Raw genomic sequence first — 25,307 nt, 5'->3', positions numbered from 1 at the left:
TTTGTAAATATATATTTTTAATAAGCTTTTCACAATCACCCAGGTCGGAGTTGTTTCGTAAGGTTCAAGCGCACACGCAAAGTCCCTTCTCTGGCTTTCTCGAAAAATTTACATTTTCATAATAAACCCTTTCCATTGGCTTAATAGTGGGAAAGTACTTTTGCGCCCGGATTAAGGCTATCCGGGATTTTCTGTATGGTCAGCTCCAAAATCAGTTTCTTGTTTTTGTTAAATATCAGATAAGTTTTATGAAAAAACTGCTATTACCCATTGTTCCTGTTGTAATTGCCGGCGCAATGGTTTTTAGTCCGACGAACCCTTTGTGGGCGGCCTCGGTTAAAAGCCAGAATTCAAGCAGCCAGGAGAACATCAAACGTTCGCCCAAGCTGACAGTGACCGGTAAGGTGGTAGATGAAAGCGGCGCTCCGCTTTTGGGCGTGACGGTTCTCGCTAAAGGTAGCAATAGCGGGACGGTAACAGATGCAGAAGGTAAGTTTTCTCTGGAAGCAGGTTCGGGGGCTACGCTTGTTTTTTCCTTCGTCGGCTTTATAGCGCAGGAAATTGCGGTATCCGGCAGCGAACCTTTGACTGTCCAACTGAAGCAGGATGCGCTGATGTTGAACGAGGTGGTGGCGGTAGGTTACCAGACAATGCGTAAAAGCGACCTTACGGGAGCGGTATCAAGCGTGAAGGCAAAAGAACTAAATCTGTCGACTCCGACTGTCGGACAGGCACTTGTTGGAAAAGTCGCGGGCGTGCAGATTTCCCAGGTAAGCGGCGCACCTTATGTAGGTACCAAGATACGGGTGAGAGGGGTAGGTTCGGTGAACGCGAGCTCCGATCCTTTATATGTAATTGACGGCTATCCGGCCGGAAACGATGTTTTTATCAATCCGAATGACATTGAGTCCATTGATATTCTGAAAGATGCGGCTTCTGCTGCGATTTACGGTTCCCGTGCAGCTGGCGGTGTGGTTTTGATCACAACCAAAAGAGGTAAGGAAGGAAAAGGAAAGCTGGAATACGATTACCAGTTCGGCGTGCACCAGTTGAGTAAAAAAGTCGACGTACTCAATTCTTCCGAGTTTGCGCAGCTGATGATCGACGGCCGTAACAATTCCTACCGTGATCTGATGGTCAACGGAGGAAAGGCCTGGAATGACGGCATGCTCTCGGATGACAATGCGACGAGGATCAAAAACGTAGGGAACGCAGGTTCAGTAAGTATCCCCACCGATCTGTACGATTTTGCGTCCCAGACGATGATCAAGCCTAAGTATGATACCGACTGGCAGGATGAGCTTTACAGAAATGCGCTGGTAAACCGTCACAATGTTTCCTTCACAGGCGGCAGAAACGGTCTTCGCTATGCGATCAGCGGAGGTCAGCTCAACCAGCAGGGCATCATCGAAAGCACCCGCCAGAAGCGGACCAACTTCCGTGTTAACCTCGATGCGGACGTAAACAAGAAACTGAAAGTAGGGGCGAATCTTGCCTTTACGTCTAACGACAACCGTGAAGTTCAGGAAGGCCGTTTCAACCAGGGCCCGATCCTCGGAGCACTGGTTTACATGCCTATTTTCAAAGCCCGTAACGACGACGGCAGCCTTGCCAAAAATGAGGCTGCTGCGCTGAGCCCGGCCTTTGGTTATCAGTCGATTGAGAACCCGGTAGCGTTGGCTACCGAAACGCATATCAACCGCAAGGGACAACGTGGTACTTACAACGGTTTCGCAATTTACGAGATCATCCCCGACCTGAATTTCAAGGTTAACCTGGGTATGCAGACTTACAATGAAAAGTACGAATATTATTTGCCTACAAGCCTGAGCAGCGGGGCCAATCCTCCGGGTTCTCCGCAGTCTATCGCAGCTGCCAATGCTGTGGCAAGAACAGTTTCGCAGGTCGACAAGCTGGCTGAGTTTACTTTGAATTACAAAAAGAATTGGGGCAAACATAACCTGGACGGTCTGGTAGGATACACTGCCCAGGAAAACAACCGGGACGTACTGGCCGTAACCTCAAAAGGTTTTCAAAACGACCGGATCGAGGAGATCACAGGGAAAGGTGCCGACGCAGCATTTTTTGCGCTCAATCAGGGTAACCCGGAAAATGATGGTTCAGGGAAAACCAACTGGACCATGCTTTCTTATCTCGCCCGTGCTGTTTATAACTTCGACAACAAATATTATCTGACAGCTTCATTCCGTACCGACGGCTCGTCGCGTTTCGGTCCGAACAACCGCTGGGGTAACTTCCCTTCCGTGTCCGCAGGTTGGAACATTTCAAATGAATCGTTTTACGGAGATTTCCTGGGCAAATCGTCTACCCTGAAACTCCGCGCAAGCTGGGGGTTGAGCGGGAACAACAACATCGGTAATTACAGCTTCCTGCAAACCATGGCAGCTCCCGGCGGGGTAGTGTATGGTGGCAACACGGTGAACACTGCAATGTGGGCCGAAGGTCTGAAAGATCTCGACCTGGGCTGGGAATCTACGTCACAATACAACTTCGGTGTTGACCTTGGTTTGTTCAATGACCGCTTGTCGATCATGGCGAACTATTATCTGAGCCGTTCCTACAATCTGTTGTTCAACCAGCCGCTTTCGGCTATTTCGGGTGCTTCAACGGTTTTGACCAACCTCCGCGATTCGAAAATACAGAACACAGGTTTCGATATCCAGGCTGATGCACGTGTGATTTCTTCCCGCGATTTTGACCTGAATTTCTCGGGTAATTTCTCGCTCAACCGTAACAAGGTATTGAACATGGGTGGTGCCAGCACGATCCTCACAGCCGGTGCGGAACGCTCTTACATCACACACATTACCCAGGAAGGCCAGCCGATCGGGATGTTCTACGGTTTTAAAGTAAAAGGGATGGTCCGCGAATCGGATATGGAAAACCTTGCCGCGGACAATGCGGTGTACAATTCGTCGACTCAGAAATTTCCTGAGGGCTACGTATTGAAAGGGCCGGCACGTTCTTCGGCATCGACCAATCCGCTGCGTCCGGGGGATATTTATTTCGAAGATGTAAATGGTGACGGTGTTGTAAACGATGCGGACAAAGCACCGATCGGAAATTCCCAGCCGAAGTTCACGTACGGTTTTGCGATCTCGGCCACATACAAGCAGTTTGATTTCAGCTCATCATTCAATGGAACCTACGGAAACAAGGTGCTCGACGGGCAGGATTACTACATCTTCAATATGGAAGGTTCAGGAAACCAATACAGTAAAGTGTTGAACCGGTACAGGTCCGAAGCACAGCCGGGCGATGGCAAAATCTACCGTGCGTCGCGCGGAGGAACACAAAGCAACAGTACAAGGCTTTCAAGCTTCTATCTGCAGGACGGATCATACCTGAGATGTACCAACCTTACTTTGGGCTACAACATGGGCCAGATCTCCAAGCTGAGCAATAACGCGATCAGCGCACTCCGGATCTACATTGGTATCGACAACGCATTTACATTCAGCAAATATCTGGGTTACAATCCTGAGGTGGATTACAACAACGGGGCGAATCTTACTCCCGGGGTGGATTACGGAAAATATCCGCTGGCGCGCGCCTACAACATCGGGGCACGTATCACTTTTTAATTTTCAAGAAAATGACCTTAAAAAAATATAAAATAGCTACATTTTCAGCCGCGTTTGTACTGGCTGTCATGAGCTCCTGCTCGTCTGATTTTATCGATCTTCAGGATCCGAATGCGGTTTCCAATTCTACTTACTACCGTACCGAAGGCGATGTGCAGGCTGCTGTAAACGGTATTTACCAGTCGCTGAGGACCGGAAACGGCATAGGCGAAACGAGTGCCTTGTACAGTGAGGAACGTTCCGACAATACCGGCCGGAACGATAACCAGTCCAATGCGGGCGAGCCGTTCCAGTTCAATGATTTTTCGCTTCTCCCCAGTAACGGTTATCTCAAAACGCACTGGCTGGCACTTTATCAGAGTATTGCCCGCAGTAACCAGGTGCTCGACGGAATTGAGAAAGTAACTTTTACCAATGCCAACCTGAAAGAACAATACAAGGCAGAGGCCAAGTTTATCAGAGCCCTTATTTATTTCCACCTGGTGCGGAAATGGGGCGATGTGCCTTTGGTTACCAAATCTTTCAATACGATCAGCGAAGTATCGGAAAGCACTTTCCGCGAAAAACAGGATGTGGTTTACCAGCAGATCGTACAGGATTTGAAAGATGCATTGGGAAGCCCGCTGGCCGACGTTCAGACAGCTGCAACCAAAGGAAAAGTTACCAAAGCAGCTGCCAATGCACTGCTCGGGCAGGTTTATCTGACGATGGCCACGACGCTCAGTGCGGCCAATCGTACCGCCAATCTGAATGATGCGAAGACTTATCTTATGGCGGCGTACAATCTGCGTACGTTCGGACAACTGAAAGATGTACCGTACACGGACGTTTTTGATGTTGCAAAAAAAACAACCTGTCCGGAGATTATTTTTCAGGTGGTGAACCGTCAGGGGGATATTAACTTTTCGTCGAGCATTGCCCGCAGCAACCAGGCGAAAGGCGAAACCATCAATTCGTTATTTACCGCGACCGGTTCGGGAGGTAATGTGAAGCAGGACCTCGTACTGGATTATGAAGATACCGACCTCAGAAAAGACTTTTCCATTAAGTATGCCAATGATCCGATCGTCAGGGATTACTTTATCACCAAGTTCAGGGATGCAAGCGCTGCGGCCACTACTAATGGTTATGGTGGAAATGACTGGATATTAATTCGTTATGCGGATGTGATCCTGATGCTTGCCGAGGTGCACATGCACCTCGGCGAGGAGTCTGCCGCCATCGGTTTTCTGGATCAGGTGAGAGAAAGAGCTGGTATGCCCAAGTATGAAGTCTCCAAAGCTACTGCTGCCTATGCCGCCAAATATCCGACACTGAAACTGGCTATATTGCATGAGCGCCGTGTAGAACTTGCTTTTGAAAATCACCGCTGGTTCGATCTGCTCCGCTTTTTTACAACAGAGGAGCTCGTTACTTATTTCAAATCAAAAAGTCAGGCGGATTACGGTCTTGCCAAGATCAGTAACTTCGGTACAAAAGACCGTTACTACCCGATCCCGTTTGACGAGTACAAGCTCAATCCTGAGAAGATGTACCAGAATCCCGGGTATTGAGATTATTTTGATAATGAAAGGCCGGAAGTCCATGACTTCCGGCCTTTCATTATTATAACAAAACCATAACATTACCGCCTCATTGAGGCCATACCGCGATGGTAATTTTGAGTAGTTAAATTACTGACTATGCACTCATTTTCCATTGTCGATAAAATTTACGCGAAACGCACTTTTATTGTCCTTTTCTTTCTTTTCCTTCTCTGGGGAAGTGTACAGCTCGCCGATGGCTTCGGGATCCATATCGTTTCATCCAAATTTACTCCCGAACTGAAGGCTGCGGAGCGGGGCGAGCTATCTTTGATCACTTACAATATTGCCGGTCTGCCGCAGATCATTTCCAGTGCGGTTACCAAAAGATCCATCAGTATAGCCGAGATCGGGCGGAGGCTTAATAATTACGACATCGTACACGTACAGGAGGATTTTAATTACAACAAAAATCTGTATGACGACGGAAATGTGCATCCTTACCGCACACAGACCAAAGGTGGTGTACCGTTCGGGGACGGGCTCAATACACTTTCCCGCTACCCGATCCGGGATATCCGGCGCATATCATGGAACGATTGCACCGGCGCCGACTGCCTCACACCCAAAGGATTTACTTACAGCCGCATTGAAGTAGCAAAAGACGTTTTTATCGATTTCTACAACGTCCATACCAATGCCTACAACCATTTACCAGCCGCTGCTGCGCGCCGGGCCAATGTTCGCCAGTTGTCGTGGTATATCAACAAACACTCGGCAGGAAACGCGGTGATTGTGATGGGTGATCTGAACGGGCATTACAATTATCATTACGACAATATCCCGCTGCTGATCAATGAAAATGAATTGAAAGACGTATGGGTGGAGCTTAAACAAAAGGGCCACATTCCGGTTCCGCTCAAACAACTGCCTGACAGCGACATATTGCATCTGGCGGATTCTACGGAAACGATCGACAAGGTTTTTTACAGAAGCAGTGCCCAAATCATCCTGAAACCTTCCGGCTACAATGTAGAAAGCGAACTTTTTACTACTACCAAAGGGCTGCCGCTTTCCGACCACCATCCCGTAAGTGCGAAATTCTCCTGGAACCTAAACAGGCAGGAAACTATCTCCTCAGCATTTTAAAATGCTTCCAATAAGCATCGGCCATTTTATCCCACCCAAAATTTTCGAGGGTATACGTTTTGGCATCCTGAGCCTGCGCAGCATACGTCGACGGGTTTTGAATCAGATCATTCAAAGCGCTGACCCACGCGGCGGCATTTTTTGAAGGCAGGAGAATTCCGTTTTTATGGTGTTGAATAGCATCGGTGATGCCATCGATTTCGGAGGCAAATACTGTGGTGCCGCAAAGAGCAGCTTCCAGACAAACCAGTCCAAAGCCCTCCATATCGCCCTCAACGCGGATATTTGGCATTACAAAAGCATTGGCAGCATGCAAGATCCGCTGAATGTCATCAAAAGGGAGTTTTCCCAGATGCATTACTTTGGGATCATGACTACCTTTCAAAAGCATGTTCCGGATTGTGTTTTCGTCCGTAGGATAACCCAAAAACAAGGCCGCTTTGGCGCGTATCTTTTGGGGCAGACAGTGGAACAGGCGGTCACTGAGCGATCTTTTTTTGTGAAAAGGGCCGATCATCAGAAATACAAAATCCCCTTTCAGCTCAGGCACGACTTCCTTGATGAACCAGGAAAACCCTTTTCTCTGGACAGGCCTGCCAAGTGTAGTCAGTACGATTTTTCCGCGCAGATCGATGCCGTATTTTTTGTTAAAAAAATGGTGAAAATCGGGAGAGGAACTTGTCTCTGCGAGTGCTGTGTCCACGCCATTGTTGACCACAATGACCTTCTGAGCGTTAATTCCTCGCTCAATGCATGCGTTGGCCGTGGCACGACTTACGGCGACGATGAGGTCAAAACGGTTGAATACAGGTAAGATATACTTTTGGTAAATCTTGCTGGGAAAAACAACGTCCAGGCCGTGGACTGTAACAGCCCGTAGAAGATGTGCATAGCCCTTATGTCTGAGACAAACCGCGGCGATCAACGCATCGTTGAAATGGATGACGGAAATTCCGGGGTGTTTCCGGCAGGTTTCAGTGATTCTTTGTTCGAGGGAGAGAAAAAACTTCAACCTGCTTTCGCCTCCGGTATAAACGATGGTATGCACGGTCGTGTGCTTTTTCATTCCCGAAACCAGTTCCAGGCTTTGCTTTTCCATTCCGCCGACAGCAGGAGGGTACTTGTGGCTTACAAACAATACTTCCATCAGGAAAGGCTGGGCACGTCGCTGCGCTTTTTGTATATTAAAAAATAAGCGGCCAGACCGAAAACGATCCAAAAAAGCTGGCGGGCACGCCTCAGAAGCGAAACCGTAACCCAGATTTCGGGGCCGGGCAGGCCGGCAGCAGCGAGCATAATCTTATTGCCAAACTCTTCCACGCCGATCTGGCCGGGAACGAAGGCGCCGGCCACTTTGAAAAATATCACACCCATATCCACGAGCACCGCCTGAACGACACTGACCTCTATACCGAGAAATTTCAGGATCAAATAAATTTCCAGCGCCCCGAAAATCCAGTGCAGCAGGAAGAAAAAGGAGGAAAGAAAAAGCCCTTTCTTATTGGTTCTGAAAAACATTGACAAAGCACCGCCCACCTCCCTGATTTTTGCGCCTACCGGGTAGGAGTCAATTTTTGAAATAACTTTTATACTCCTGATCAGCTTTTTTACATAAATATTTCTGCTTAAAAACACCATTAGCAAAATGAAAACGGCTGTTGCAACATAGAAAACGGCTGGAATTCGCGGAAAAGAAGCAAGAAACCCAGGATCTTTTAGGATAAGTATCGCGACTGTCAGGATGCAAAGCAGCAGCTGGGTAATTACCATCAAAGCCCTGGAAATCACCACCGAGGCAAGTACCGTTGTCTTGTCGATGCCCTTGTCTTTGAGCAGGAAAAACTTGACGGCATCGCCGCCGATGATGCTGGTAGGGTTCACGATGCTGACCATTTCGCCTATATGCCTGATCAGAAACAGCCCGGTTACCGCCAGTTTTTCACCCTGTTTTCCAAAGCAGAATTTCCAGCCGACTGCCGCCAGAAAGTAGGCAATAAAAGTTACGACAAGCAGAAATACCAGCTTAAAGCCGATCAATCCAATGGAATGAAACACTTTTTGAATATCGATCGCGCGGATAAAAAGGCAAAGGAATATCGAAAAGAAAACGGCGGTGAGGATTTTGAACAGCTTCATGGACCGGTCAAATGGCTGTAAGTTGCGCCATGCTTTCAAGGTCATGGAAATAAACGTCGGTCAGTGTGTTCCAGTCGAAACCGTAGCTGTAATCGCGCGCTTCTGTTATAAATTGCTGTCGCAGCGCCTCATTTCCCAGGACGGACTTTATTTTTTCAACATAATCGGCCTCATTTTCCGGCTCACATTTGTAACCGTTCACTCCCTGCGTAATAAAATCCCTGGATCCTCCGCCGTCGGCTATGACACAGGGCAGGCCGGAAGCCATCGCTTCCAGTACAACATTTCCATAGGTTTCGGAAACGGACGTAAACAGGAAAATGTCGGCGGAAGCATACAGTTCCGAGAGCTTTTCATGGGAAAGATTTCCGGTGAAAACAGCCTTTTTCATCCGTTGTTCGCAGGCGCTTCGGGCGGTACCGTCACCGGCAATTACAAAATTGTAGGATAGTTTTTCGTTCTGGCAATGATCGTAGATCCGGATCAGCGTTTCCAGGTTTTTTTCCCAAACCAGCCTGCTTGCAAAGAGGATGACCGGATCATTATAGCCTGTGAGTTCCCTGATTGCCCCGACATTCCTCTTCTCCGGCGAAAATAGCCGGGTATCAATGCCCCTTTTCCAGATTTTGATCCTGTCTTGTTCGATGCCCATGTCCACCATTTCGGCGGCTATGCTTTCCGACGGCACATAGATTTTTTCGCACTGGTTGTAAAAACTCTTCTGACTTGACGCCATTTTTGTTTTGGCAAAATCAATCAGAAAAGGAGCCTTGCTAAGGTAATAATCGAGATAGGAAACGAAATGCGTGTGGTATATCGATAGCACCGGAAGCTGGTTGTGCCTGGCGTACCTGAGTGCAAACCAGCCCAGCAGGGAAGGAGTCGCAATATGGATTATATCGGGGTCGAAGTCCGTGAGCTTCTGTTTTATTGCGGCTTCGGCCAGTGCGGGCAGCGCCATGGAGTAATTTTTATTGAATGGCAGGGTAAGCGTCGGAATCTGTATGCAGTCGAATCCCAGAATGGTGTCGGGACCGTTGCCGCAGATGAACAGGAATTCAAACTGTTCCGGATCTATTCTTCTAATAATCTGGAACATAGTCCGGGATGCGCCGTCAAAATCCTCGATCAATATTTCTGCAAAAAAGGCAACTTTTACTTTTTTCATGGTATGGGATCATGTCGCTTTTTTTGTTATAAACCAACAAATACGACATTGAGAACAACGTTGATCTCCAAAGATATTTCATCTTATCCATGTTAAGCCGACAATTCCTTTTTTTAAGATAGATTTAACAATATGATAATATCAGGATTTGGCCAGTCGTTTCAGGCCACGCCGCGCAAGCTGCCGTTGCCAGGGAAGCAGTACCTTCCCGCCGACCGATCCGCCCCAGCCACGGTTGCCGGGAAGCAGCCGGCCCAGCACTAAAAACCAAAGTAAGGTGATCCCGATGCCGATAGAACGGTACAAAAGCGTTTCATTCCAGTCTTCGTAAACCGGCGTTTCTTGATAACCTTTTTCCGGCGTGAAAAATACGGGGTTGAGCAAGATAGTTGTGCCGCTTGCGAACCGCACGGTCGCGCGGGCGTAATGATCATGTACATTGAGTTTGTAAGCAGCTTCGGAAGAATTTTTAAACGAGCCCAGCACCCGACCTTCCTGACCTGTAAAGGTTATCTCTTCTGCTTTTTCGCTCATTTGCAAGCGGATCGTGTCGTGGCTTACAGTCAGGTATTTTAGAAATGGAATGGAGTCGAAGTGCTGCCCGGGACCTAGTCTTACTCCATAGCTTTGTCCGTTTTTCAGTGCATCCAGAACCTGTGTCTTGCCCATTTTTCCAACATTAACAAAAGTACAGATCACTCCCAGGCGGTCTTTTTCTATGACATTATGCAGGTCGTCGTTCCCGACGATGAATACCTTTTTGCCGGCAGAAAGTGCAGCATCCCATTGGGTTTCAGAAGTTTTTGCAGGATTCAAAACTTCCATGCAGTCGTAATTGGTGAGCACGGACAAGTCTTCGCTGGTGTAGCCGTTACGCAACGCGGGATGATTGAGGATCACCACAGTATTGGGTTCATGGTACAGGCTGTTGAGAACATGTTGTTTGTTGTGCATGGTCTGCGGCAGAAGGTAATCGAGCCACCTGATGTTTTCGCTTCCCAGGACGAGCTGGTGCGTTTTTCTCAAGTTATAGCCATGTTCGTAGGCCGAAATGTAATTGTCGTTTGCCGAAAAAGTAGTGTCTATATAATGGTAATTTGAAACCGTGTGTACATTATAGCCCAGCGAGTCATAGGCGCGGTGGATGTCTTCGGCGGTACCGTGGCCATTGGTAATGCCGTTCCAGCAATGTGCGTGAGCGTGGAAATTGCATTTCATCCATTGCTGCGGATTAATGGAATCGTAAGGGTTGTAAATAGCAGGGCCTTCGAAGGGCGCAGGCGTGTTGAATGCAAATCGGGAGCAGAAAAAGAACTGTGACAAAGTAAGCCACAGCAACCAGGAACTGGCGATGATCAGTGTGATGCGGAGTGTTTTCATAGTGCCGCAAAGATTACCCGGCAGCATTACTACAATATTAGCTCAGTAAAAACATTGGGTTTTCAGTTAGGCATGTCTGGTCACATTGGGGTCATATTTGTTTGCCGAGCGCTCGTTTTGCATGGACCAAACGATAGACATACCAGTACCTGGCTATTTCCCCATTTCTCCGCTGGGGGATTTTTGCAGCCAGCGTAACCGATTCAAAATCATTCCCGTAAATCGTCGCAGGGTCGGAAAAGTAGTTGGACGGAGCTATAAAATAGGCGTTGGTACCTTTGGCAACATTTCCGTTTTGCCGGTTGAGCCAGACGAATTTGTGCAGATCGTTCAACTCACCTTCACCGACAATTCTGAGGGACAGGGGATAGGCGGCGTAAAAATAAAGGTGACCTGCGGGAAACCATTTGTGTACCAGCAGGGGCGAATCGGCAGCCATTTTGCCATTTTCAATATCCTTATTGCGGATTGTTTCAAACGATGGTAACAGTTCATCCCAGCCATACATATCGAGTGTGACGTCGCCGGAGCCGGTCTTGTAATCTCCTTTGCTTCCCAATGTTCCGGGGTAAAAGCGGATCAGCGCGGTACCGGCCATGACAACGAGCAAAATCAGCCCTGCCGAGCAGTTCAGCAAAGTATAATACAGTCGCGACCGGTTCAGCCGGATCTTGTCGTCCGCATAGGCGGCGGAAAGCAACATCAAAGAGATGAATCCGGGGCCACTCCAGTGCGGGAGGGCCGGGCGGAAAAGCGAGGCGGCGGTGGTTGCAAAAATCAATGACAGCGAGCACCATAGTAGCAGACTTATACTTTTTGCAGGCAAAAAACCTCTGCTTTTGAGAAGCCCGGCCAGTACCACCACATATAAAAAGATATGGATCGGATTGTTATACAAAATCTGGCCTGCCAGTGTGGTGAAAAATGCTTTAAAATTGACCCCGGAGTCTGTGATGCCCACTCTTTCGCTGTGAAATTGCCAGGTGATAAACTGGTTTTGCGTGTTCCAGAAAACGATGGGGGAGATAATAACCATTGAAACCAGCAGTCCCAAATACAAATTGGGATTGAAAAACATTTTACGGTGATTGAAAAGCATATAACTACCAAAACCAACCCATAGAAACAAGGCGTGTACTTTGCACATCATAGCCAGCCCGATCCAGAATCCGGTAAGAAGGAGCAAGCTGCCCGGCGACTGGTTACTGCGTAAGGAAATGATTTTCAGCATACAATAAATTGCAGCCAGCCAGAACACAAGTTGGGGCGAATCGGGGAGGATAAAAAGCCCGGCGATCATGCTGGTGTAAACGGAGGTGTTGTAAAGGACAGCGGCGATCATACCCGCCCTTTCGCTTTTGATGAGACGTCCGCATTCGGCGATGAGCCAGGTATTGATACCAGCCCCAAGGATAGCGGGCAGGCGCATGGAAAATGCATTGTTCCAATGAAGATTGAATGTAAAAATCCTGATCAGGATGCCAACGAGGGGCGGATGGTCGAAATGGTTCCAGTCGGGCTGGGTGGCGTAGGTGAAATAATAGACTTCGTCGTTACCAAGACCCATGTAAAATGCGATGACACACCTGAGTATGGTTGAGAATAGTATCAGATTGAAAATGAGATTTTTAAATGGTTTGCCAGCCAACATTTTACGGAGCGTTTTGAGGGCTCAATGTTAGCAAGAATGCAGGGACGGAAATCTGGCGGAGTTTTAAATTTCTGTTATGTTTTTGGGAGTGCGCTGATCCATGTCTGCGGATTAAAACCCGCAGCCGGGGCCGACACAAAAACGGTGCCGCACTTGCCGTTGTCCAACCCGAGTAAGGCAATGGTGTTCAAACCATTACGGTAGTTACGACACCGTTCATCGGTGTACGTTGCAGTGTATATAGGTAAAAAGTGCCGGCGTGAACTGACGACTTTTTTACACCTTACTCGGAAAATTGGACGTGGTAAACTTACTTGGTTTTGTTTAAAAAGCAAAAATTCTAACCTGTGTCCCCGGGTTTCAACTTGTGGCCTCGGGTTTCAACTTGTGGCCTCGGGTTTCAACTTGTGGCCTCGGGTTTCAACCCGAGGAAAAAAAACAAGAAAAATATTGCGCAACCCAAAAGTTGCATATATATTTGCAACCAGAGAGTTGCGCAATATTTCGATAAACAAATGAAAGCAGACATTTTTCAGGCAATTGCCGATCCGACGAGAAGGGCGATCCTGGTGCTGATCGCCACGCAAGCCATGACGCCGAATGCTTTGGCCGAGCATTTCGATACCACGCGGCAGGCAGTGTCCAAGCACATCAAGGTTCTTGCCGACTGCGAGCTGCTGACGCAGAACAAAGCTGGCAGGGAAATTTACTACCATTTTAACCCCATGAAAATGAAAGAGATCGACCATTGGCTCGAACAGTTCAAAAAACATTGGGAAGACCGTTTCAGTCAATTAGACAAAGTATTGTTAAACCTAAATTCAAACAAAAATGAAAACTAGCCTTTTGACCAATTTTTCTGTAGACAAGGAAAACAAGAAGATAAGTGTAGAAAGAGAATTTGCGGCCTCCGTTGCAAAAGTGTGGGATGCCTGGACAAAAAGTGACATTCTTGACCAATGGTGGGCACCCAAACCCTGGAAGGCCAGGACCAAATCGATGGATTTCCGTGAAGGCGGCTCCTGGCTGTATGCGATGGTAGGGCCGGAGGGAGAAGAACACTGGGCGAAATTTGAATATGAGTCCATTAAACCACAAAAAAGCTTTTCCGGCCAGGATGCTTTCTGCGATCCCGAAGGAAACATAAATACCGAATTTCCAAGATCGAAATGGGGCAATGAATTCAAAGAATCGGGCAATTCGACGATTGTGTCCATTCTGATAACCTATGATAAACTCGCAGACCTGGAAGCGATCATAGAAATGGGCTTCAAAGAAGGGTTTCTTTCCGCAATGGAAAACCTGGATGCGATTTTTGAGGAGTAGATTTTGTAGTTTCACATCAAACCCGGGGGTTGAAACCCCGGGTTTGATGTGACTTTGGGATTCAACACAGAGCAACCTATGACTAAACCTAAAACTTTCGACGAATATTCTGCGGGTTTTCCTGCGGAAACCCAGTCAATTCTGGAAACAATAAGGGCTACTGTCAAACAAGCAGTTCCGGAAGCCGAAGAAGTGATTTCTTATGATATGCCAACTTTCAAGCTTGGCGGGAAGAACCTGATCTATTTTGCTGCATGGAAAAAGCATATTGGCTTTTATCCGCTTTCCGAAAAGGTATCCAGCGCAGTTCCTGAACTTTCAATGTACAAGGGAACAAAAGACTCGGTACACTTTCCACTCAATAAGCCTTTGCCTTTGGAGCTGATTTCCAGAATGACGCTGGCGAGAAGAGAGGAAATTGAGTAGAGAGAAGTATTTTGATTGAAGTCACACTTGGCATCAGATATGAAAATGAAAATGACAAAGTTTGACCCTCGATCAATTTAAGGACGAATAGTATGGAAAACCTGGTTCCAAAAAACGGGACGAGCTGGATGCTGGATATAATCTTTATCGACGAATGGAAACCAACAACGGAGTAAAAGCAGTTTACGCGCCAACAAGAAAAGAGTGGCGCAGCTGGCTGGAAGAAAACCACCAGTCTGAAAAATCCGTTTGTCTGATCATTTACCATAAAAATAGCAGTGTCCCCAGCGTTTATTACGATGAGTCTGTCGAGGAGGCGCTCTGTTTTGGCTGGATAGACAGCAAGGCAAACAAACGGGACGAAGAGAGCTACTATCTGTATTTTGCCCGGCGAAAGCCAAAAAGTAACTGGAGTAAAGCGAACAGGGAACGGGTTGCCAGGATGACGGATCAGGGGCTGATGACTCAGGCTGGTCAGGTTTACATTGACATAGCGAAAGAAACAGGTACCTGGGAAGCACTCGAAAATCCGCAGAACGCAGTCATTCCCGATGACCTTCAGAAACTATTTGACGAAAATAAAACGGCCCTTGAAAACTTCCTGGCTTTTTCGGCCTCGTCGAAAAGAATGATCCTGGAATGGATATTGAATGCCAAAAGGCCTGAAACCCGGGAAAAAAGAATCGCACAGACAGTTGAATTGGCGGAAAAAAACATTAAATCGAAAGTGTAAACCAGCCCGCTGCGTACGGGTGTTCCTTCACCATTTGAAACCGATTTTATGATTTTTCAAAATTCCCGGAATGCTGCATGTTTGTCCGGCTGCATTCTTGCCTTTCTCATGTTGTTTGTCTCCTGCAAAAATGCAAAGAAAAACCGCTCTTCGATGGAAAACCGCCTTGATGCCCTGTTTGCTTCCGTTCCCGATTTCAGCGGGGTTTTGCTGGTGGCGGAAAAAGGTAAACCTGTATACCACAAGGCATTTGGATTTAAAAATTTTGAAACGAAGGAACCCCTGACCACCTCGTCAATTTTTGAAGTTGCTTCCGTTTCCAAGCAGTTTACGGCGATGACGATCATGATGTTGTATGAACAGGGGAAATTGTCTTTTGATGATCCGGTTGAAAAATACATTCCGGGGCTTCCTTACCCGGGCGTTACGATCCGGCATCTGCTTAACCACACTTCCGGTTTGCCCGATTACCAGGCCGTGATGGATGCACACTGGGACAAGACAAAAGTGGCCGGTAACGCCGATAACATCGCTTATCTGATTCAGTATCAGCCGCCGGTATTGTTTGAACCTGGCGCCAGATACCAATATAGCAACACAGGTTACATGCTTCTCGCGAGCATTATGGAAAAGGTATCAGGGGAGGACTTTATCAGGTTCTGCCGGGCGCGTTTTTTCCGGTTTTTTAATATGACCAAAACGGATATCAGGACACAGGAGGAAAAGAAAAACCTGAAAGATATGGCGCTGGGACACATTTACGTGAAAGAAAAGCAGCGGTACATGCCGGCGGACTCATTTCCTGCATTCAACTATGCGATCTGGCTGGGCAACAGGAAGGGGCCGGGAAGGGTAAGCTCCACAACGGAAGACCTGCTGAAATGGGACAGGGCGTTGTATGGCAACCGGCTCGTTGAGCCGGAGACCCTGCGGCAGGCTTTTTCTCCGGCCATACTCAATGATGGCACACTTTCTCAATATGGTTTCGGTTGGGTGCTTGAACAAAATCCGAGGCTTGGAAAAGTAGTTCGCCATAGTGGTGACAATCCCGGTTACCGGACACAGTATATACGTTATATCGATGCTGATAAAACGGTGGTGCTGATCTGCAACAACGATCATGAAAAGCTGAGTGTTATCGTGAAAGGGGTTGAAGATATTATGTCGCGTGAACACCCCTAAAATGTCGTTTTCTCCCCCGCACCTTTGGGCAGACGCTGGTTAGATTTGTTATGTAAAAATTTAACCCAAAAGTGATGTCTATGGAAACGATCAGATGGGAACGCGATACAACGGTACTGTATATTGAAGCCACCTCTTTTCCTGATGGAATTGCGGGCGCGCATCAAAGGCTTCACACCATCGTTCCGTTTTCGGAAAACCGTAAATATTTTGGCATATCCCGGCCCGAGAATGGTGTTATTGCCTACAAAGCTGCTGCCGAACAAACAGATCCGCACGAAGCCGAAAAGCTTAACTGCAAAACGCTGGTCCTCAAAAAAGGCAGCTACATTTCGCTGGACATAACCAATTACATGAAGGATATCCAAAGCATCAGCAAAGCTTTTGAAGTCCTCCTCGAACACCCCGGCCTCGACCCGCAGGGTTACTGTGTGGAATGGTACCTGAACAATAAGGATGTAAAGTGCATGATACGGTTGGCGGAACCCGCCTGATTTGACTATCTGAATAAATAAAGTGTTGAAAATCGAGGGATGCATAATCAGCACCCCTAGATTTTATTTGATAATGATAGTAGAATCCTTCAGATCAATTTTGAATTCCTGCCTTGTATTGAGGCCATCGATCAAACCGAGTTTTTTAAAGCTGAATGCATGTGTGGAGGTTTTTGATGAATGAAAAGAAAGGTTTTGCTGAATGCCGGACAGGTAAATCGAAAATAATTTACGCCAGCGATGTCCAGTTTTATCAATCCCGATTGTCATGGGGATGTAATTAGAAAGTGGTGTCGTACCGCTTACTTAACAACCATCATAATTTGTTTCAAAACAAAAATTTAAAACCATGGACCAGTACTTATTATTGATGCGCCTCGACATTATTACCAAGGAAGCACAGCCTTCGCCGGAGCAATTGCAGGTTTACATGAAACAGTACCACGAATGGGTGGCCGGTATCGCCGCCGAGAATAAATTCGTCAGCGGTACCGCGCTCTCTACGGAGGGCAGGGTTTTGCAATCTGACAAAGTCCCCATAGACGGACCATTTGCAGAAATCAAGGAGTCTATCGCAGGTTTTATAACGATCAGGGCAGAGAGTTTCGACGACGCTGCTAAAATTGGGGCCGATTGCCCGATACTGAACGGTGAAGGGAACAGCGTAGAAGTACGGAAAATAACGTCAGTGAATGAAAATGGCTAGTTCCGGAAATTTTAAGGATTTTGTGTAAAAAGAACCAAGATATATGTCCAGTATCCCGTATCTCAATGGTTACAGGGGTAGGTCAATAAATCAGTCAACTGTCTGCCGCGGGCAGGCAAAAAACCGGAAGCAAAATGAAAGAATTCTTATTGGTATTCAGAAACGACCCAGAAGTAATGGCGGCCAGAACGGAGGAGGAAATCCATGCCACCGGTAAAAAATGGATGGACTGGATGGGAGGCATTGCGGCTCAGAACAAGCTTGTCAGCAAAGGCAATCGTCTTTTTCCAAACGGGAAAGTAGTCAAACCCGGAAATGTAGTTACCGATGGTCCATACACGGAGATCAAGGAAACGATCGGCGGTTACTCGATCATAAAAAGCGATTCGTATGAAGAGGCCGTTGATCTGGCAAAGGGTTGCCCGATTTATGTGATCGGCGGCAATGTGGAAGTCCGGGAAATTAATGAGATGTAAATCGGGTAAATGGATCATCAGGAAATCATACCCAATTTGTTCAGGACCGAATACAGGAAAATCGTTTCTGTTCTTTCCAAACGTTTCGGCTTTGAGCAGATCGAGATCGCTGAGGACATTGCAAGCGAAACATTTCTGACCGCGGCCCAGACCTGGGGACTGGGCCGCATTCCGGAGAACCCTACCGCCTGGCTTTATCATGTAGCCAAAAACAAGGCCAAAAACCATTTGCAGCGAAATGCTCTTTTTGAGGGTAAAATTGCGCCGGAAATTAAAAGTGCCACCTCTGATTTGTATGACGGCGACATTGATCTTTCACCTGAAAATATCAATGACAGCCAGCTCCAGATGATGTTTGCAATTTGCCATCCTTCCATTTCCCAGGAGGCGCAGATCGGGCTTTCGCTCCGTATTCTTTGCGGTTTTGGAATTGAAGAAATCGCCGCTGCATTTTTATCCAATAAAGAGACTATCAATAAGCGGCTCTTTCGGGCAAAGGAAAAACTGCGGGAAGAAAGGATTGAAATCGCATTTCCCGAGCCGGCAAAAATTGAAGAAAGGTTATCCACTGTTCTGACAACGATTTATCTGTTGTTCAATGAAGGTTATTATTCCGTAAGTCAGAACAAAACGCTGCGAAAAGACCTTTGCCTGGAAGCGATGCGGCTTTGCGTGATGCTTGTCGAAAACAAAAGTACCGGCACGCCCCAGGCAAATGCGCTTCTTTCCCTCATGTGTTTTCATTCTTCGCGGTTTGAGGCCAGGGAGGATAAAAATGGTGAGCTGGTGCTTTACGACGAGCAGGACACGAACCTCTGGAATGCTGACCTGATCAGTAAGGGAGGTTATTTTCTGAACTGCGCCGCGCGTGGCGACCAGTTGTCTAGATACCATCTGGAAGCAGCCATTGCATATTGGCATACACAAAAAGCAGACGCGAAGGAAAAATGGGAGAATATTCTGCAACTGTACAACCGTTTGCTGCAAATAGAATATTCACCGATTGCTGCACTTAACCGAACTTATGCGCTTTCCAGGGCAAACGGAAAAGAGGAAGCAATTGTGGAAGCGGAAAAATTAAAGCTGGAAGACCATCATTTTTATTTTGCCCTGCTCGGCGAACTTTATACGGATATTGACAATCAGAAAGCAGCACAGTTTTTCGAAAGGGCGATTTCTATGGCCAGAACACAGGGCGACAAACAGACATTGCAAAGGAAGATCGATAAATTTAGGCCAGCAGATATCCCCGATTAAGTGTGTTGATACAAAGCATTGTGAGTAATTTTGAAACCATCCTATACTTTTGGACATGATTATTACTTTGTTAGAACAACATGTTTAGTTTTTTGAAAAGCCTTTGCAAGCACCCGGCCGCGATCGGGATCTCCATTTTACTACTGGCCTCGGTTTTGCTGACCAGTTATACCGACATTAAAAGTGCGATTTCCGGAAAAACAGATACGCTGAAACTGGGGCCGTTTGTGGAAGCAGGTTTTCCGTTTATTTCCACCTCCGTGGACGCCCGCAAGCTCGGCCCCGGTTACCCGGACGACAATATAGCTGCCAGAACGCTGGCTTTGCAGCTGGGTAACAATGCATATGCCTGTTTTGATACGGATCTGTTGAGATGGTCGGTGGCCTGGACCGGGAAATTCCTGCCGATGGTTTTGATGGCCCAGATTTCCTACAATGATTTTTTCAACAAAAGCAATAAGGTAACCACAGTTCCCGGACGACCTACCAGCGCCACAGGCTCCTATGCAGGTTGGTTTGCAGGAAAACCAGGCTTTGAAGTGCCCCGGGCAGGTAAAGCCGGACAACCAAGCTGGGTACCTATGCCTGCGAGCGAGGGAAGGTGGAAAGGCGTTTATGTTTACGGGAACAAGGCTGTGCTGAATTATTCAGTTAAAAATTCCAATGTCTTCGAATTGCCGGGAACTGCCGTATTTGACGACCAGACTGTATTTACTCGGACACTAACAATCGAAAGCGCCACAGAAGCGCTCTTTCTGACGGCTGCCGAAATAACCAATGGCGTAGGCAGCGAGGTCAAGGGGAAGATCGCGTATATTTATCAGGGAGCAAATAAAGACACGGTTACGGCGGTGGCTGTGCTGGGGAAAGGAAATGCCGATATCAAGCCGGATGTGGGTAACGGCCGGTATCTGACCGTCCGGTTTCCGGCTTCGTCCAAAACTATAGAAACATCTTTGGCCGTTTGGCGGGGACCTGCAAAACAAAAAGCTGCTTTCGAGAAATTCTGTAAAAAGCAAAACCTCTCGTTCCCGGACTTTAAAAAAGGAGGGCCATCACAATGGACGGAAACTGTTGCTACCAGTGGCAAGCTTTCGCCCGACACGGCTGCGTATGTGACCGATGTCCTGACATTGCCGCTTCCCAACCCGTGGAAAAGGAATGTCCGGATCTCCGATGTATCGTTTTTTAAAGACGGAAAGGCGGCAGTCGTAACGTTTGAAGGAGACGTATGGATCGTTGAGGGCATTGACAAAAATCTCGGAAGCATTAAATGGAGACGATTTGCCTCCGGGCTGCATGAGCCCATGAGCGTAGAGGTGGTTAATAATACCGTCCATATTTTTGGGAGGGAGGGGATTGTTCGTTTGCTTGATATCAATCATGATGGTGCAGCGGATTTTTATGAGAATTTTTCAAATGCGATGGCGCAGTCCGTGGAGTCCAGGGAATGGGCGGCGGACATGGCTTATGCGCCGGACGGAAGTTTTTATATCGCAAAAGGAGGCGCCCAAAGCAATGGCCCGGGGGTGACGCCACAGGTTGCAAAAGGTTTCCGGGCAGGCTCCAGCCAGAACGGCACCATATTAAAAGTATCTCCCGACGGACTGACTTGTGAAGTGATCGCAACCGGTTTCCGTGGGCCCTACATTGGCCTTCACCCGGAAAAGGGGATTCTCACTGCCACCGATCAGCAAGGCAACTTTGTTCCGTCGACGCCCATTTATCTGATCAAAAAAGGCGACTACTACGGTGTGGAGCCAACTGTGCACCGTGACGACAACCCGCCTATCGCGCCGCCTCTTACCTGGATCCCGCATAGCGTCGACAGGTCCAGCATTGCCCAGGCATGGATAACCGGTGATAAAATGGGTCCGCTGAGCGGCAGCCTGATCCACTTTTCTTTTGGCGCGCCCGGATTGTTCAAGGTATTGATGGACAGTTCCGCAGCGATTACCCAGGGAGGTGTCTCGTTCATTCAGGGCAATTATCCGGCACCGACGTCCAAGGGTGCGGTTAATCCCGCAGACGGACAGTTATATGTCACTGGGTTTAATCTCTGGGGTTCGAGTTCTACCGGGATCAGCGCGTTGCTGAGGCTAAGGTACACAGGCAAACCCAGTTATCAGCCGGCAGGTTTTCAGGCTGGAAAACAGGGGATTGTGTTAGGCTTTGACTCGGAGCTCGACGCCAAGACTGCCGCGGACGCCGCTAGTTTTGAGGTAAAAAGATGGAATTACAAGCGTACAGAGGAATATGGCTCAGGGCACTTTAAGCTGGACGGGACAACCGGGGAGGAAACTTTGCCGGTTGCCGCTTCCTACCTTTCCGCCGACGGCAAAAAAGTTTTGCTGCTCGTTCCGGGTATGTCGGATGTCATGCAAATGGAAGTGGCTTACAAGTTGTCAGCCAAAGACGGCCACAAAATAAATGATCATTTTTGGTTCACAGTCAACAATATGGCGGATGTGGATCTGGAAGAGCAGGGTTTCAAAAATGTCGACCTGGCTTTACTGACCGTCCGGCAAAATGAAACGGTTGCTGCGGCTGTCAAAGAAGAGCCGGCGACAGCGGAGCGTGGCAAAGATCTGTTCCAGAAAATGGCCTGTGCGGGCTGTCACTCGGAAGGCTTACGGACAAAAGGAATGTACGGGCCGCCCTTTCAAAATCTGTATGGCTCGGAAAGGGTTTTTGAAGATGGTTCCAAGGCAATTGCCAATGAAAAGTACATTCGGGAGTCGATCCTGACACCTTCCGCAAAAGTTGTCAAGGGATATAACGAAGAAATGCCGTCGTTCACAGGTGTTTTGTCTGACTCGGATATAGGGTCTATTGTTTTGTATATCAAATCGTTAAAGAAATAATGAAATGTGATCCGGGATCATTCCCGGATCACTTCAAAATCGGTCTCATTGACCCAGCCTGCCTTCATTTTTTCCCCTTTCATAAACCTTTCGTAGAAATTCCTGGAATTCGGCTCGGCATAAGGATATTGGTCGAACAAATAACCTTTACCCGACATTCTGGGATCTCCCTGTTTTTTTAATTCCTGTTCCAGCTGCTTCCTTAATTCATTTTTGATTTTCGCGTAAGCAGGATCCGCAGCCAGGTTTGTAACAGCGTCCGGATCTTTCCTGATGTGGTAGAGTTCTTCATCCGTTTTTTTGCCAAAAGACAAATCCCACCATTTAGAGTTGGTTTTATTGCGTTTGGCCTGCAGGATTTCGGTTTTGGTGGGGCTGCCGTCCGTATCGAGATAGCCGGTTTCCGGGTTTCCGGCTGGCCAGCGGTCCGGTTTATAATTGATGGAAAAAATGTAATCGTTTTTGATGATAGCGCGTACAGGATATCCCCAGTCATGGGGGCGTCCAACGTCGGTACGCTCTTTCCCGAGCAGCACGTGGTCACGTGTTTTGTCCGTATTTCCGTCCTTTTCAGAAGTAATGATTCCGAGCAGTGATTTTCCCTCAACAGGCTGCATCCGCTGATCGCCGCTACCCAGCCCTGCAGCTTCCAGGAATGTGGGTGCAAAATCGATGAAGCTTACATAGTCGCTGATTTTCCTGCCAGGTTTGCGAAGTCCTTTTTGCCACATGATGGCCAGCGGAAGATGGTTGTCATATTCATAAATATGGCCCTTCACCCGTGGGAATGGCATTCCGTTGTCTGAAGTAACAACTATAATCGTATTTTCAAGTTCTCCGCTTTCTTTCAGGATGTCCAGCATTCTGACAAGGTGCTGATCAAAATATTCGATTTCATAGGCATAATCGAGCATATCATTCCGCACGGTTTCATTGTCGGGCCAGTAGGAGGGTACCTTGGTAATGTCTGACAATTTTTTGTTCCCTTTTGATATCCCCGAGCCATATTCATACACCCTGTGCGGTTCGTGCCCGCCATACCAGAAACAGAAAGGCTGGTCGCTTTTTTTCGTTTTGAGGAATTCCCGGAGATTGGCGGCATAATTTACCGGAGAAATCGATTTTGTAGGCGCTGCCATTTTGATTGAGTTAAACTCCCTTCCCGTCAGCATGCGCGGTACTCCGTCTGTTTTGCCGGCATTCCCGGGTGCCCAGCCTTTTCCGGTATAACCCGTCTGGTAACCATTACGGCCCAGCTCCTCGACCCAGGTAATGAATTTGGCTGGGAAAAATGGTACGTGATTACCCGCATCTTCCAGTTGCCAGGGGTTTCTGCCTGTGAGGATACATGCCCGCGACGGCGAACATTTTGCGTTGGGGGTAAATGCATTTTTAAACAAAATACCCTCCCGCGCAACCCGGTCAAATCCGGGTGTTTGCACCCAGCCCGTGAGACCGTAAGCGGACATGTGCTGCATGGAGGCGTCATCTGCTATGCAAAAAAGGATGTTCGGTCTTTTCTCCGACCGGGGAGTTTCATTCACATTCATTTTCAGGGCAGCCAGTGCGGGTATAACAAAAAGGAAACAGGGCCACATATATTTCTTCATAACTACCGGATTTTATACAGGCAGGTAAAGTAGTAACTGTTTGGTTAAAACCGAAATCGTCCCACCAACCTGCTTACACCGGAAGTGATATCTGGCTGTTGGGCATAAAATACCTGAGCCGGATTTCACAAAATCCGGCTCAGGTATATGTTTACAAACCTATTTTGGATAAGCAGTCTCATTCTTTATGTAATGTCCACAGGCTGGTTTTTCTTCCAGGAGCCACCGGTGAAGTCGGGAATATCCACGGCGGAAGACCGATTTGCAACAGATTTTTCGCTCAAAGGCCCGATCGAACTCCACGCAGCCGTGTCGTACACATCAATATCGATCGGCAGACCGTTCCGCAGGCAGTCGACCAGCCTCCAGTTCATCAGAAAGTCCATGCCTCCGTGACCGCCGACTTGTTTGGCAAGCTCACCTACTTTTTTTACAATTGCCGGCTGGTACTTTTCTTCCAGCGCTTTCACTTCTTTTTCAGAAAGAAATTCTTCATGGCCAACGGAGATTTTTCCAGGCAGCGGATATTTCTGGGCGGCGCCTTTTGTTCCGCTGATCAGGTGCAGACGCGAGTAAACGCGGGGCGAGGTTACATCGTGCTGTAGCATGATCGTTTTGCCATTCGCAGTACGAATGGACGTGGTATTCATATTTCCTCTGAATTTTTTGTTCGCATACGGTTTGAAAAACTCATCTTTTCCGGCAAGTTCTCTGGCCATGTCACCCATCATAAAGTCATTTCCGGACATGGAAACGAGATAATCCATTTTATCACCCCGGTTGATGTTCAGTATCTGGGCAACGGGTCCCAGGCCGTGGCCAGGATAAAGGTTTCCGTTCCTGTTTGCGTTTTCTTTGAGCCTCCACATGTCATGATACCCGTCTTTGCTGAAATTATGGCTCATCAGGTCGTGGATGTACGCACCTTCACCGTGTATGATCTCCCCGAAAAATCCCTGCCGCGCCATGTTCAGCGTCAGCAGTTCGAAAAAATCATAGCAGCAGTTTTCAAGGTACATGCAATGTTTTTTGGTACGCTCAGAAACTTCTACGATCTGGTGACATTCGTCCATGGTGATTACGCCAGGCACTTCTATGGCCACATGCTTGCCTTGTTCCATCGCATATACTGCCATTGGCCCATGTAAATGCCAGGGAGTAGCGACGTAGATCAGGTCGACATCCTTTTGTTCACAAAGCCTTTTCCAGTCATCTTCCTTACCGGAATAGGACACGGGTTTGTGAGGAGTACCTTCCAGCTTTTTCTTCACCGCGTCCACTTTTTCCGGGCGAAGGTCGCATAGTGCCGTAATCTGTACGCCTTCTATTCTGCTCGACCGGGTGACGTGGCCCGGCCCGCGCTGGCCCAGACCAATAAAGCCTACCCGTACAGTTTCCAGCTTGGGGGCAGCATAGCCCGACATGTTGAACTTCTGTTTACGGATCAAAGAATTACTTTCGCTGGCTTGCGCACCGAGTGCAGGCGCGCTTTCACCAGCCAGAATGCCCGCTCCTGCGAGACCGGTCAGTTTTAAAAAATCTCTGCGGTTATTTTTCATTACATTAAGGTTGGAATAGTAGGTGGTTGATTTTCGAAAGGCAAATTTCCCTGTTTGTAAAC

The 25,307-nt window shown here is 47.8% G+C and carries 21 protein-coding genes; 13 read left to right on the top strand and 8 right to left on the bottom strand.

Annotated features, from left to right (window positions below):
• Positions 1-248: 248 nt before the first annotated feature.
• The 3 genes from FBF61_RS07465 to FBF61_RS07455 all read left to right on the top strand — a co-directional run bounded on the left by FBF61_RS07465 (position 249) and on the right by FBF61_RS07455 (position 6,277).
• A complete protein-coding gene (locus FBF61_RS07465; RefSeq protein ID WP_138476579.1) occupies positions 249-3,605 on the top strand; it encodes a SusC/RagA family TonB-linked outer membrane protein in 3,357 nt (1,118 codons plus the stop codon).
• An 11-nt stretch (positions 3,606-3,616) separates the two neighbouring features.
• Positions 3,617-5,158 (top strand): RagB/SusD family nutrient uptake outer membrane protein, encoded by a 1,542-nt coding sequence (locus FBF61_RS07460; protein WP_138476578.1) that lies wholly within the window; start codon positions 3,617-3,619, stop codon positions 5,156-5,158.
• A 129-nt stretch (positions 5,159-5,287) separates the two neighbouring features.
• Entirely contained in the window at positions 5,288-6,277 is a 990-nt protein-coding gene (locus tag FBF61_RS07455; RefSeq protein ID WP_138476577.1) for an endonuclease/exonuclease/phosphatase family protein, read from the top strand.
• On the opposite strand, the gene FBF61_RS07450 is transcribed toward FBF61_RS07455, so the two are convergent.
• The 5 genes from FBF61_RS07450 to FBF61_RS07430 form a co-directional block, all read right to left on the bottom strand.
• Positions 6,258-7,424 carry a glycosyltransferase family 4 protein gene (locus FBF61_RS07450; RefSeq protein WP_138476576.1) on the bottom strand — a complete coding sequence of 389 codons (1,167 nt, stop codon included), beginning with the start codon at positions 7,422-7,424 and terminating at the stop codon, positions 6,258-6,260. The genes FBF61_RS07455 and FBF61_RS07450 overlap by 20 nt on opposite strands.
• Positions 7,424-8,413 carry a lysylphosphatidylglycerol synthase transmembrane domain-containing protein gene (locus FBF61_RS07445; RefSeq protein ID WP_166444452.1) on the bottom strand — a complete coding sequence of 330 codons (990 nt, stop codon included), beginning with the start codon at positions 8,411-8,413 and terminating at the stop codon, positions 7,424-7,426. Before FBF61_RS07445 ends, FBF61_RS07450 begins: the two co-directional genes overlap by 1 nt.
• Positions 8,414-8,420: 7 nt before the next feature.
• Positions 8,421-9,581, bottom strand: a complete 1,161-nt coding sequence (locus FBF61_RS07440; protein ID WP_138476574.1) for a glycosyltransferase family 4 protein — start codon at positions 9,579-9,581, stop codon at positions 8,421-8,423.
• A 141-nt stretch (positions 9,582-9,722) separates the two neighbouring features.
• A complete protein-coding gene (locus FBF61_RS07435) occupies positions 9,723-10,961 on the bottom strand; it encodes a CehA/McbA family metallohydrolase domain-containing protein (RefSeq protein ID WP_138476573.1) in 1,239 nt (412 codons plus the stop codon).
• A gap of 91 nt (positions 10,962-11,052) precedes the next feature.
• Positions 11,053-12,612 carry an ArnT family glycosyltransferase gene (locus tag FBF61_RS07430; protein ID WP_138476572.1) on the bottom strand — a complete coding sequence of 520 codons (1,560 nt, stop codon included), beginning with the start codon at positions 12,610-12,612 and terminating at the stop codon, positions 11,053-11,055.
• A gap of 515 nt (positions 12,613-13,127) precedes the next feature.
• On the opposite strand from FBF61_RS07430, the gene FBF61_RS07425 reads away from it, so the two are divergent.
• The 6 genes from FBF61_RS07425 (at position 13,128) to FBF61_RS07400 (ending at position 16,773) form a co-directional block, all read left to right on the top strand.
• A complete protein-coding gene (locus FBF61_RS07425) occupies positions 13,128-13,454 on the top strand; it encodes an ArsR/SmtB family transcription factor (RefSeq protein ID WP_138476571.1) in 327 nt (108 codons plus the stop codon).
• Positions 13,444-13,938, top strand: a complete 495-nt coding sequence (locus FBF61_RS07420) for an SRPBCC family protein (RefSeq protein ID WP_138476570.1) — start codon at positions 13,444-13,446, stop codon at positions 13,936-13,938. The genes FBF61_RS07425 and FBF61_RS07420 overlap by 11 nt, the downstream gene beginning before the upstream one ends.
• 78 nt (positions 13,939-14,016) lie before the next feature.
• A complete protein-coding gene (locus FBF61_RS07415; protein WP_138476569.1) occupies positions 14,017-14,364 on the top strand; it encodes an iron chaperone in 348 nt (115 codons plus the stop codon).
• 154 nt (positions 14,365-14,518) lie between these two features.
• Complete coding sequence (locus tag FBF61_RS07410; protein WP_138476568.1) at positions 14,519-15,097, top strand: YdeI/OmpD-associated family protein; 579 nt, start codon at positions 14,519-14,521, stop codon at positions 15,095-15,097.
• 153 nt (positions 15,098-15,250) lie between these two features.
• Complete coding sequence (locus FBF61_RS07405; protein ID WP_138476567.1) at positions 15,251-16,279, top strand: serine hydrolase domain-containing protein; 1,029 nt, start codon at positions 15,251-15,253, stop codon at positions 16,277-16,279.
• A gap of 80 nt (positions 16,280-16,359) precedes the next feature.
• A complete protein-coding gene (locus FBF61_RS07400; protein WP_138476566.1) occupies positions 16,360-16,773 on the top strand; it encodes a transcriptional regulator in 414 nt (137 codons plus the stop codon).
• Between the two features lie 63 nt (positions 16,774-16,836).
• On the opposite strand, the gene FBF61_RS34520 is transcribed toward FBF61_RS07400, so the two are convergent.
• Complete coding sequence (locus FBF61_RS34520) at positions 16,837-17,043, bottom strand: hypothetical protein (RefSeq protein WP_166444451.1); 207 nt, start codon at positions 17,041-17,043, stop codon at positions 16,837-16,839.
• Positions 17,044-17,122: 79 nt separating this feature from the next.
• On the opposite strand from FBF61_RS34520, the gene FBF61_RS07395 reads away from it, so the two are divergent.
• The 4 genes from FBF61_RS07395 to FBF61_RS07380 all read left to right on the top strand — a co-directional run bounded on the left by FBF61_RS07395 (position 17,123) and on the right by FBF61_RS07380 (position 22,076).
• On the top strand, positions 17,123-17,479 hold the full coding sequence (locus FBF61_RS07395; protein ID WP_138476565.1) for a YciI family protein: 357 nt from the start codon (positions 17,123-17,125) through the stop codon (positions 17,477-17,479).
• A gap of 134 nt (positions 17,480-17,613) precedes the next feature.
• A complete protein-coding gene (locus tag FBF61_RS07390; protein ID WP_138476564.1) occupies positions 17,614-17,955 on the top strand; it encodes a YciI family protein in 342 nt (113 codons plus the stop codon).
• Between the two features lie 9 nt (positions 17,956-17,964).
• Positions 17,965-19,212: an RNA polymerase sigma factor gene (locus FBF61_RS07385; RefSeq protein WP_138476563.1), complete on the top strand. Its 1,248-nt coding sequence runs from the start codon at positions 17,965-17,967 to the stop codon at positions 19,210-19,212.
• Positions 19,213-19,304: 92 nt separating this feature from the next.
• Entirely contained in the window at positions 19,305-22,076 is a 2,772-nt protein-coding gene (locus FBF61_RS07380; RefSeq protein ID WP_229214947.1) for a DUF6797 domain-containing protein, read from the top strand.
• Between the two features lie 17 nt (positions 22,077-22,093).
• Here FBF61_RS07380 and FBF61_RS07375 read toward each other — a convergent pair whose 3' ends face one another.
• Positions 22,094-23,686, bottom strand: coding sequence for a sulfatase family protein (locus FBF61_RS07375; protein WP_138476561.1), 1,593 nt, complete (start codon positions 23,684-23,686; stop codon positions 22,094-22,096).
• A 185-nt stretch (positions 23,687-23,871) separates the two neighbouring features.
• On the bottom strand, positions 23,872-25,245 hold the full coding sequence (locus FBF61_RS07370; protein WP_138476560.1) for a Gfo/Idh/MocA family protein: 1,374 nt from the start codon (positions 25,243-25,245) through the stop codon (positions 23,872-23,874).
• Positions 25,246-25,307: the final 62 nt, after the last annotated feature.

The organism is Dyadobacter bucti, assembly GCF_005869225.1.
In the GTDB taxonomy this organism is placed as follows: Bacteria; Bacteroidota; Bacteroidia; order Cytophagales; family Spirosomataceae; genus Dyadobacter; species Dyadobacter bucti.
This window is presented reverse-complemented; position numbering and strand designations above follow the sequence as displayed.

What these genes read in the sequence shown, in the direction of transcription:
- FBF61_RS07465 (WP_138476579.1), top strand. Translation starts at nt 249, where the DNA reads ATGAAAAAACTGCTATTACCCATTGTTCCTGTTGTAATTGCCGGCGCA.
- FBF61_RS07460 (WP_138476578.1), top strand. Translation starts at nt 3,617, where the DNA reads ATGACCTTAAAAAAATATAAAATAGCTACATTTTCAGCCGCGTTTGTA.
- FBF61_RS07455 (WP_138476577.1), top strand. Translation starts at nt 5,288, where the DNA reads ATGCACTCATTTTCCATTGTCGATAAAATTTACGCGAAACGCACTTTT.
- FBF61_RS07450 (WP_138476576.1), bottom strand. Translation starts at nt 7,424, where the DNA reads ATGGAAGTATTGTTTGTAAGCCACAAGTACCCTCCTGCTGTCGGCGGA.
- FBF61_RS07445 (WP_166444452.1), bottom strand. Translation starts at nt 8,413, where the DNA reads ATGAAGCTGTTCAAAATCCTCACCGCCGTTTTCTTTTCGATATTCCTT.
- FBF61_RS07440 (WP_138476574.1), bottom strand. Translation starts at nt 9,581, where the DNA reads ATGAAAAAAGTAAAAGTTGCCTTTTTTGCAGAAATATTGATCGAGGAT.
- FBF61_RS07435 (WP_138476573.1), bottom strand. Translation starts at nt 10,961, where the DNA reads ATGAAAACACTCCGCATCACACTGATCATCGCCAGTTCCTGGTTGCTG.
- FBF61_RS07430 (WP_138476572.1), bottom strand. Translation starts at nt 12,612, where the DNA reads ATGTTGGCTGGCAAACCATTTAAAAATCTCATTTTCAATCTGATACTA.
- FBF61_RS07425 (WP_138476571.1), top strand. Translation starts at nt 13,128, where the DNA reads ATGAAAGCAGACATTTTTCAGGCAATTGCCGATCCGACGAGAAGGGCG.
- FBF61_RS07420 (WP_138476570.1), top strand. Translation starts at nt 13,444, where the DNA reads ATGAAAACTAGCCTTTTGACCAATTTTTCTGTAGACAAGGAAAACAAG.
- FBF61_RS07415 (WP_138476569.1), top strand. Translation starts at nt 14,017, where the DNA reads ATGACTAAACCTAAAACTTTCGACGAATATTCTGCGGGTTTTCCTGCG.
- FBF61_RS07410 (WP_138476568.1), top strand. Translation starts at nt 14,519, where the DNA reads ATGGAAACCAACAACGGAGTAAAAGCAGTTTACGCGCCAACAAGAAAA.
- FBF61_RS07405 (WP_138476567.1), top strand. Translation starts at nt 15,251, where the DNA reads ATGGAAAACCGCCTTGATGCCCTGTTTGCTTCCGTTCCCGATTTCAGC.
- FBF61_RS07400 (WP_138476566.1), top strand. Translation starts at nt 16,360, where the DNA reads ATGGAAACGATCAGATGGGAACGCGATACAACGGTACTGTATATTGAA.
- FBF61_RS34520 (WP_166444451.1), bottom strand. Translation starts at nt 17,043, where the DNA reads ATGACAATCGGGATTGATAAAACTGGACATCGCTGGCGTAAATTATTT.
- FBF61_RS07395 (WP_138476565.1), top strand. Translation starts at nt 17,123, where the DNA reads ATGGACCAGTACTTATTATTGATGCGCCTCGACATTATTACCAAGGAA.
- FBF61_RS07390 (WP_138476564.1), top strand. Translation starts at nt 17,614, where the DNA reads ATGAAAGAATTCTTATTGGTATTCAGAAACGACCCAGAAGTAATGGCG.
- FBF61_RS07385 (WP_138476563.1), top strand. Translation starts at nt 17,965, where the DNA reads ATGGATCATCAGGAAATCATACCCAATTTGTTCAGGACCGAATACAGG.
- FBF61_RS07375 (WP_138476561.1), bottom strand. Translation starts at nt 23,686, where the DNA reads ATGAAGAAATATATGTGGCCCTGTTTCCTTTTTGTTATACCCGCACTG.
- FBF61_RS07370 (WP_138476560.1), bottom strand. Translation starts at nt 25,245, where the DNA reads ATGAAAAATAACCGCAGAGATTTTTTAAAACTGACCGGTCTCGCAGGA.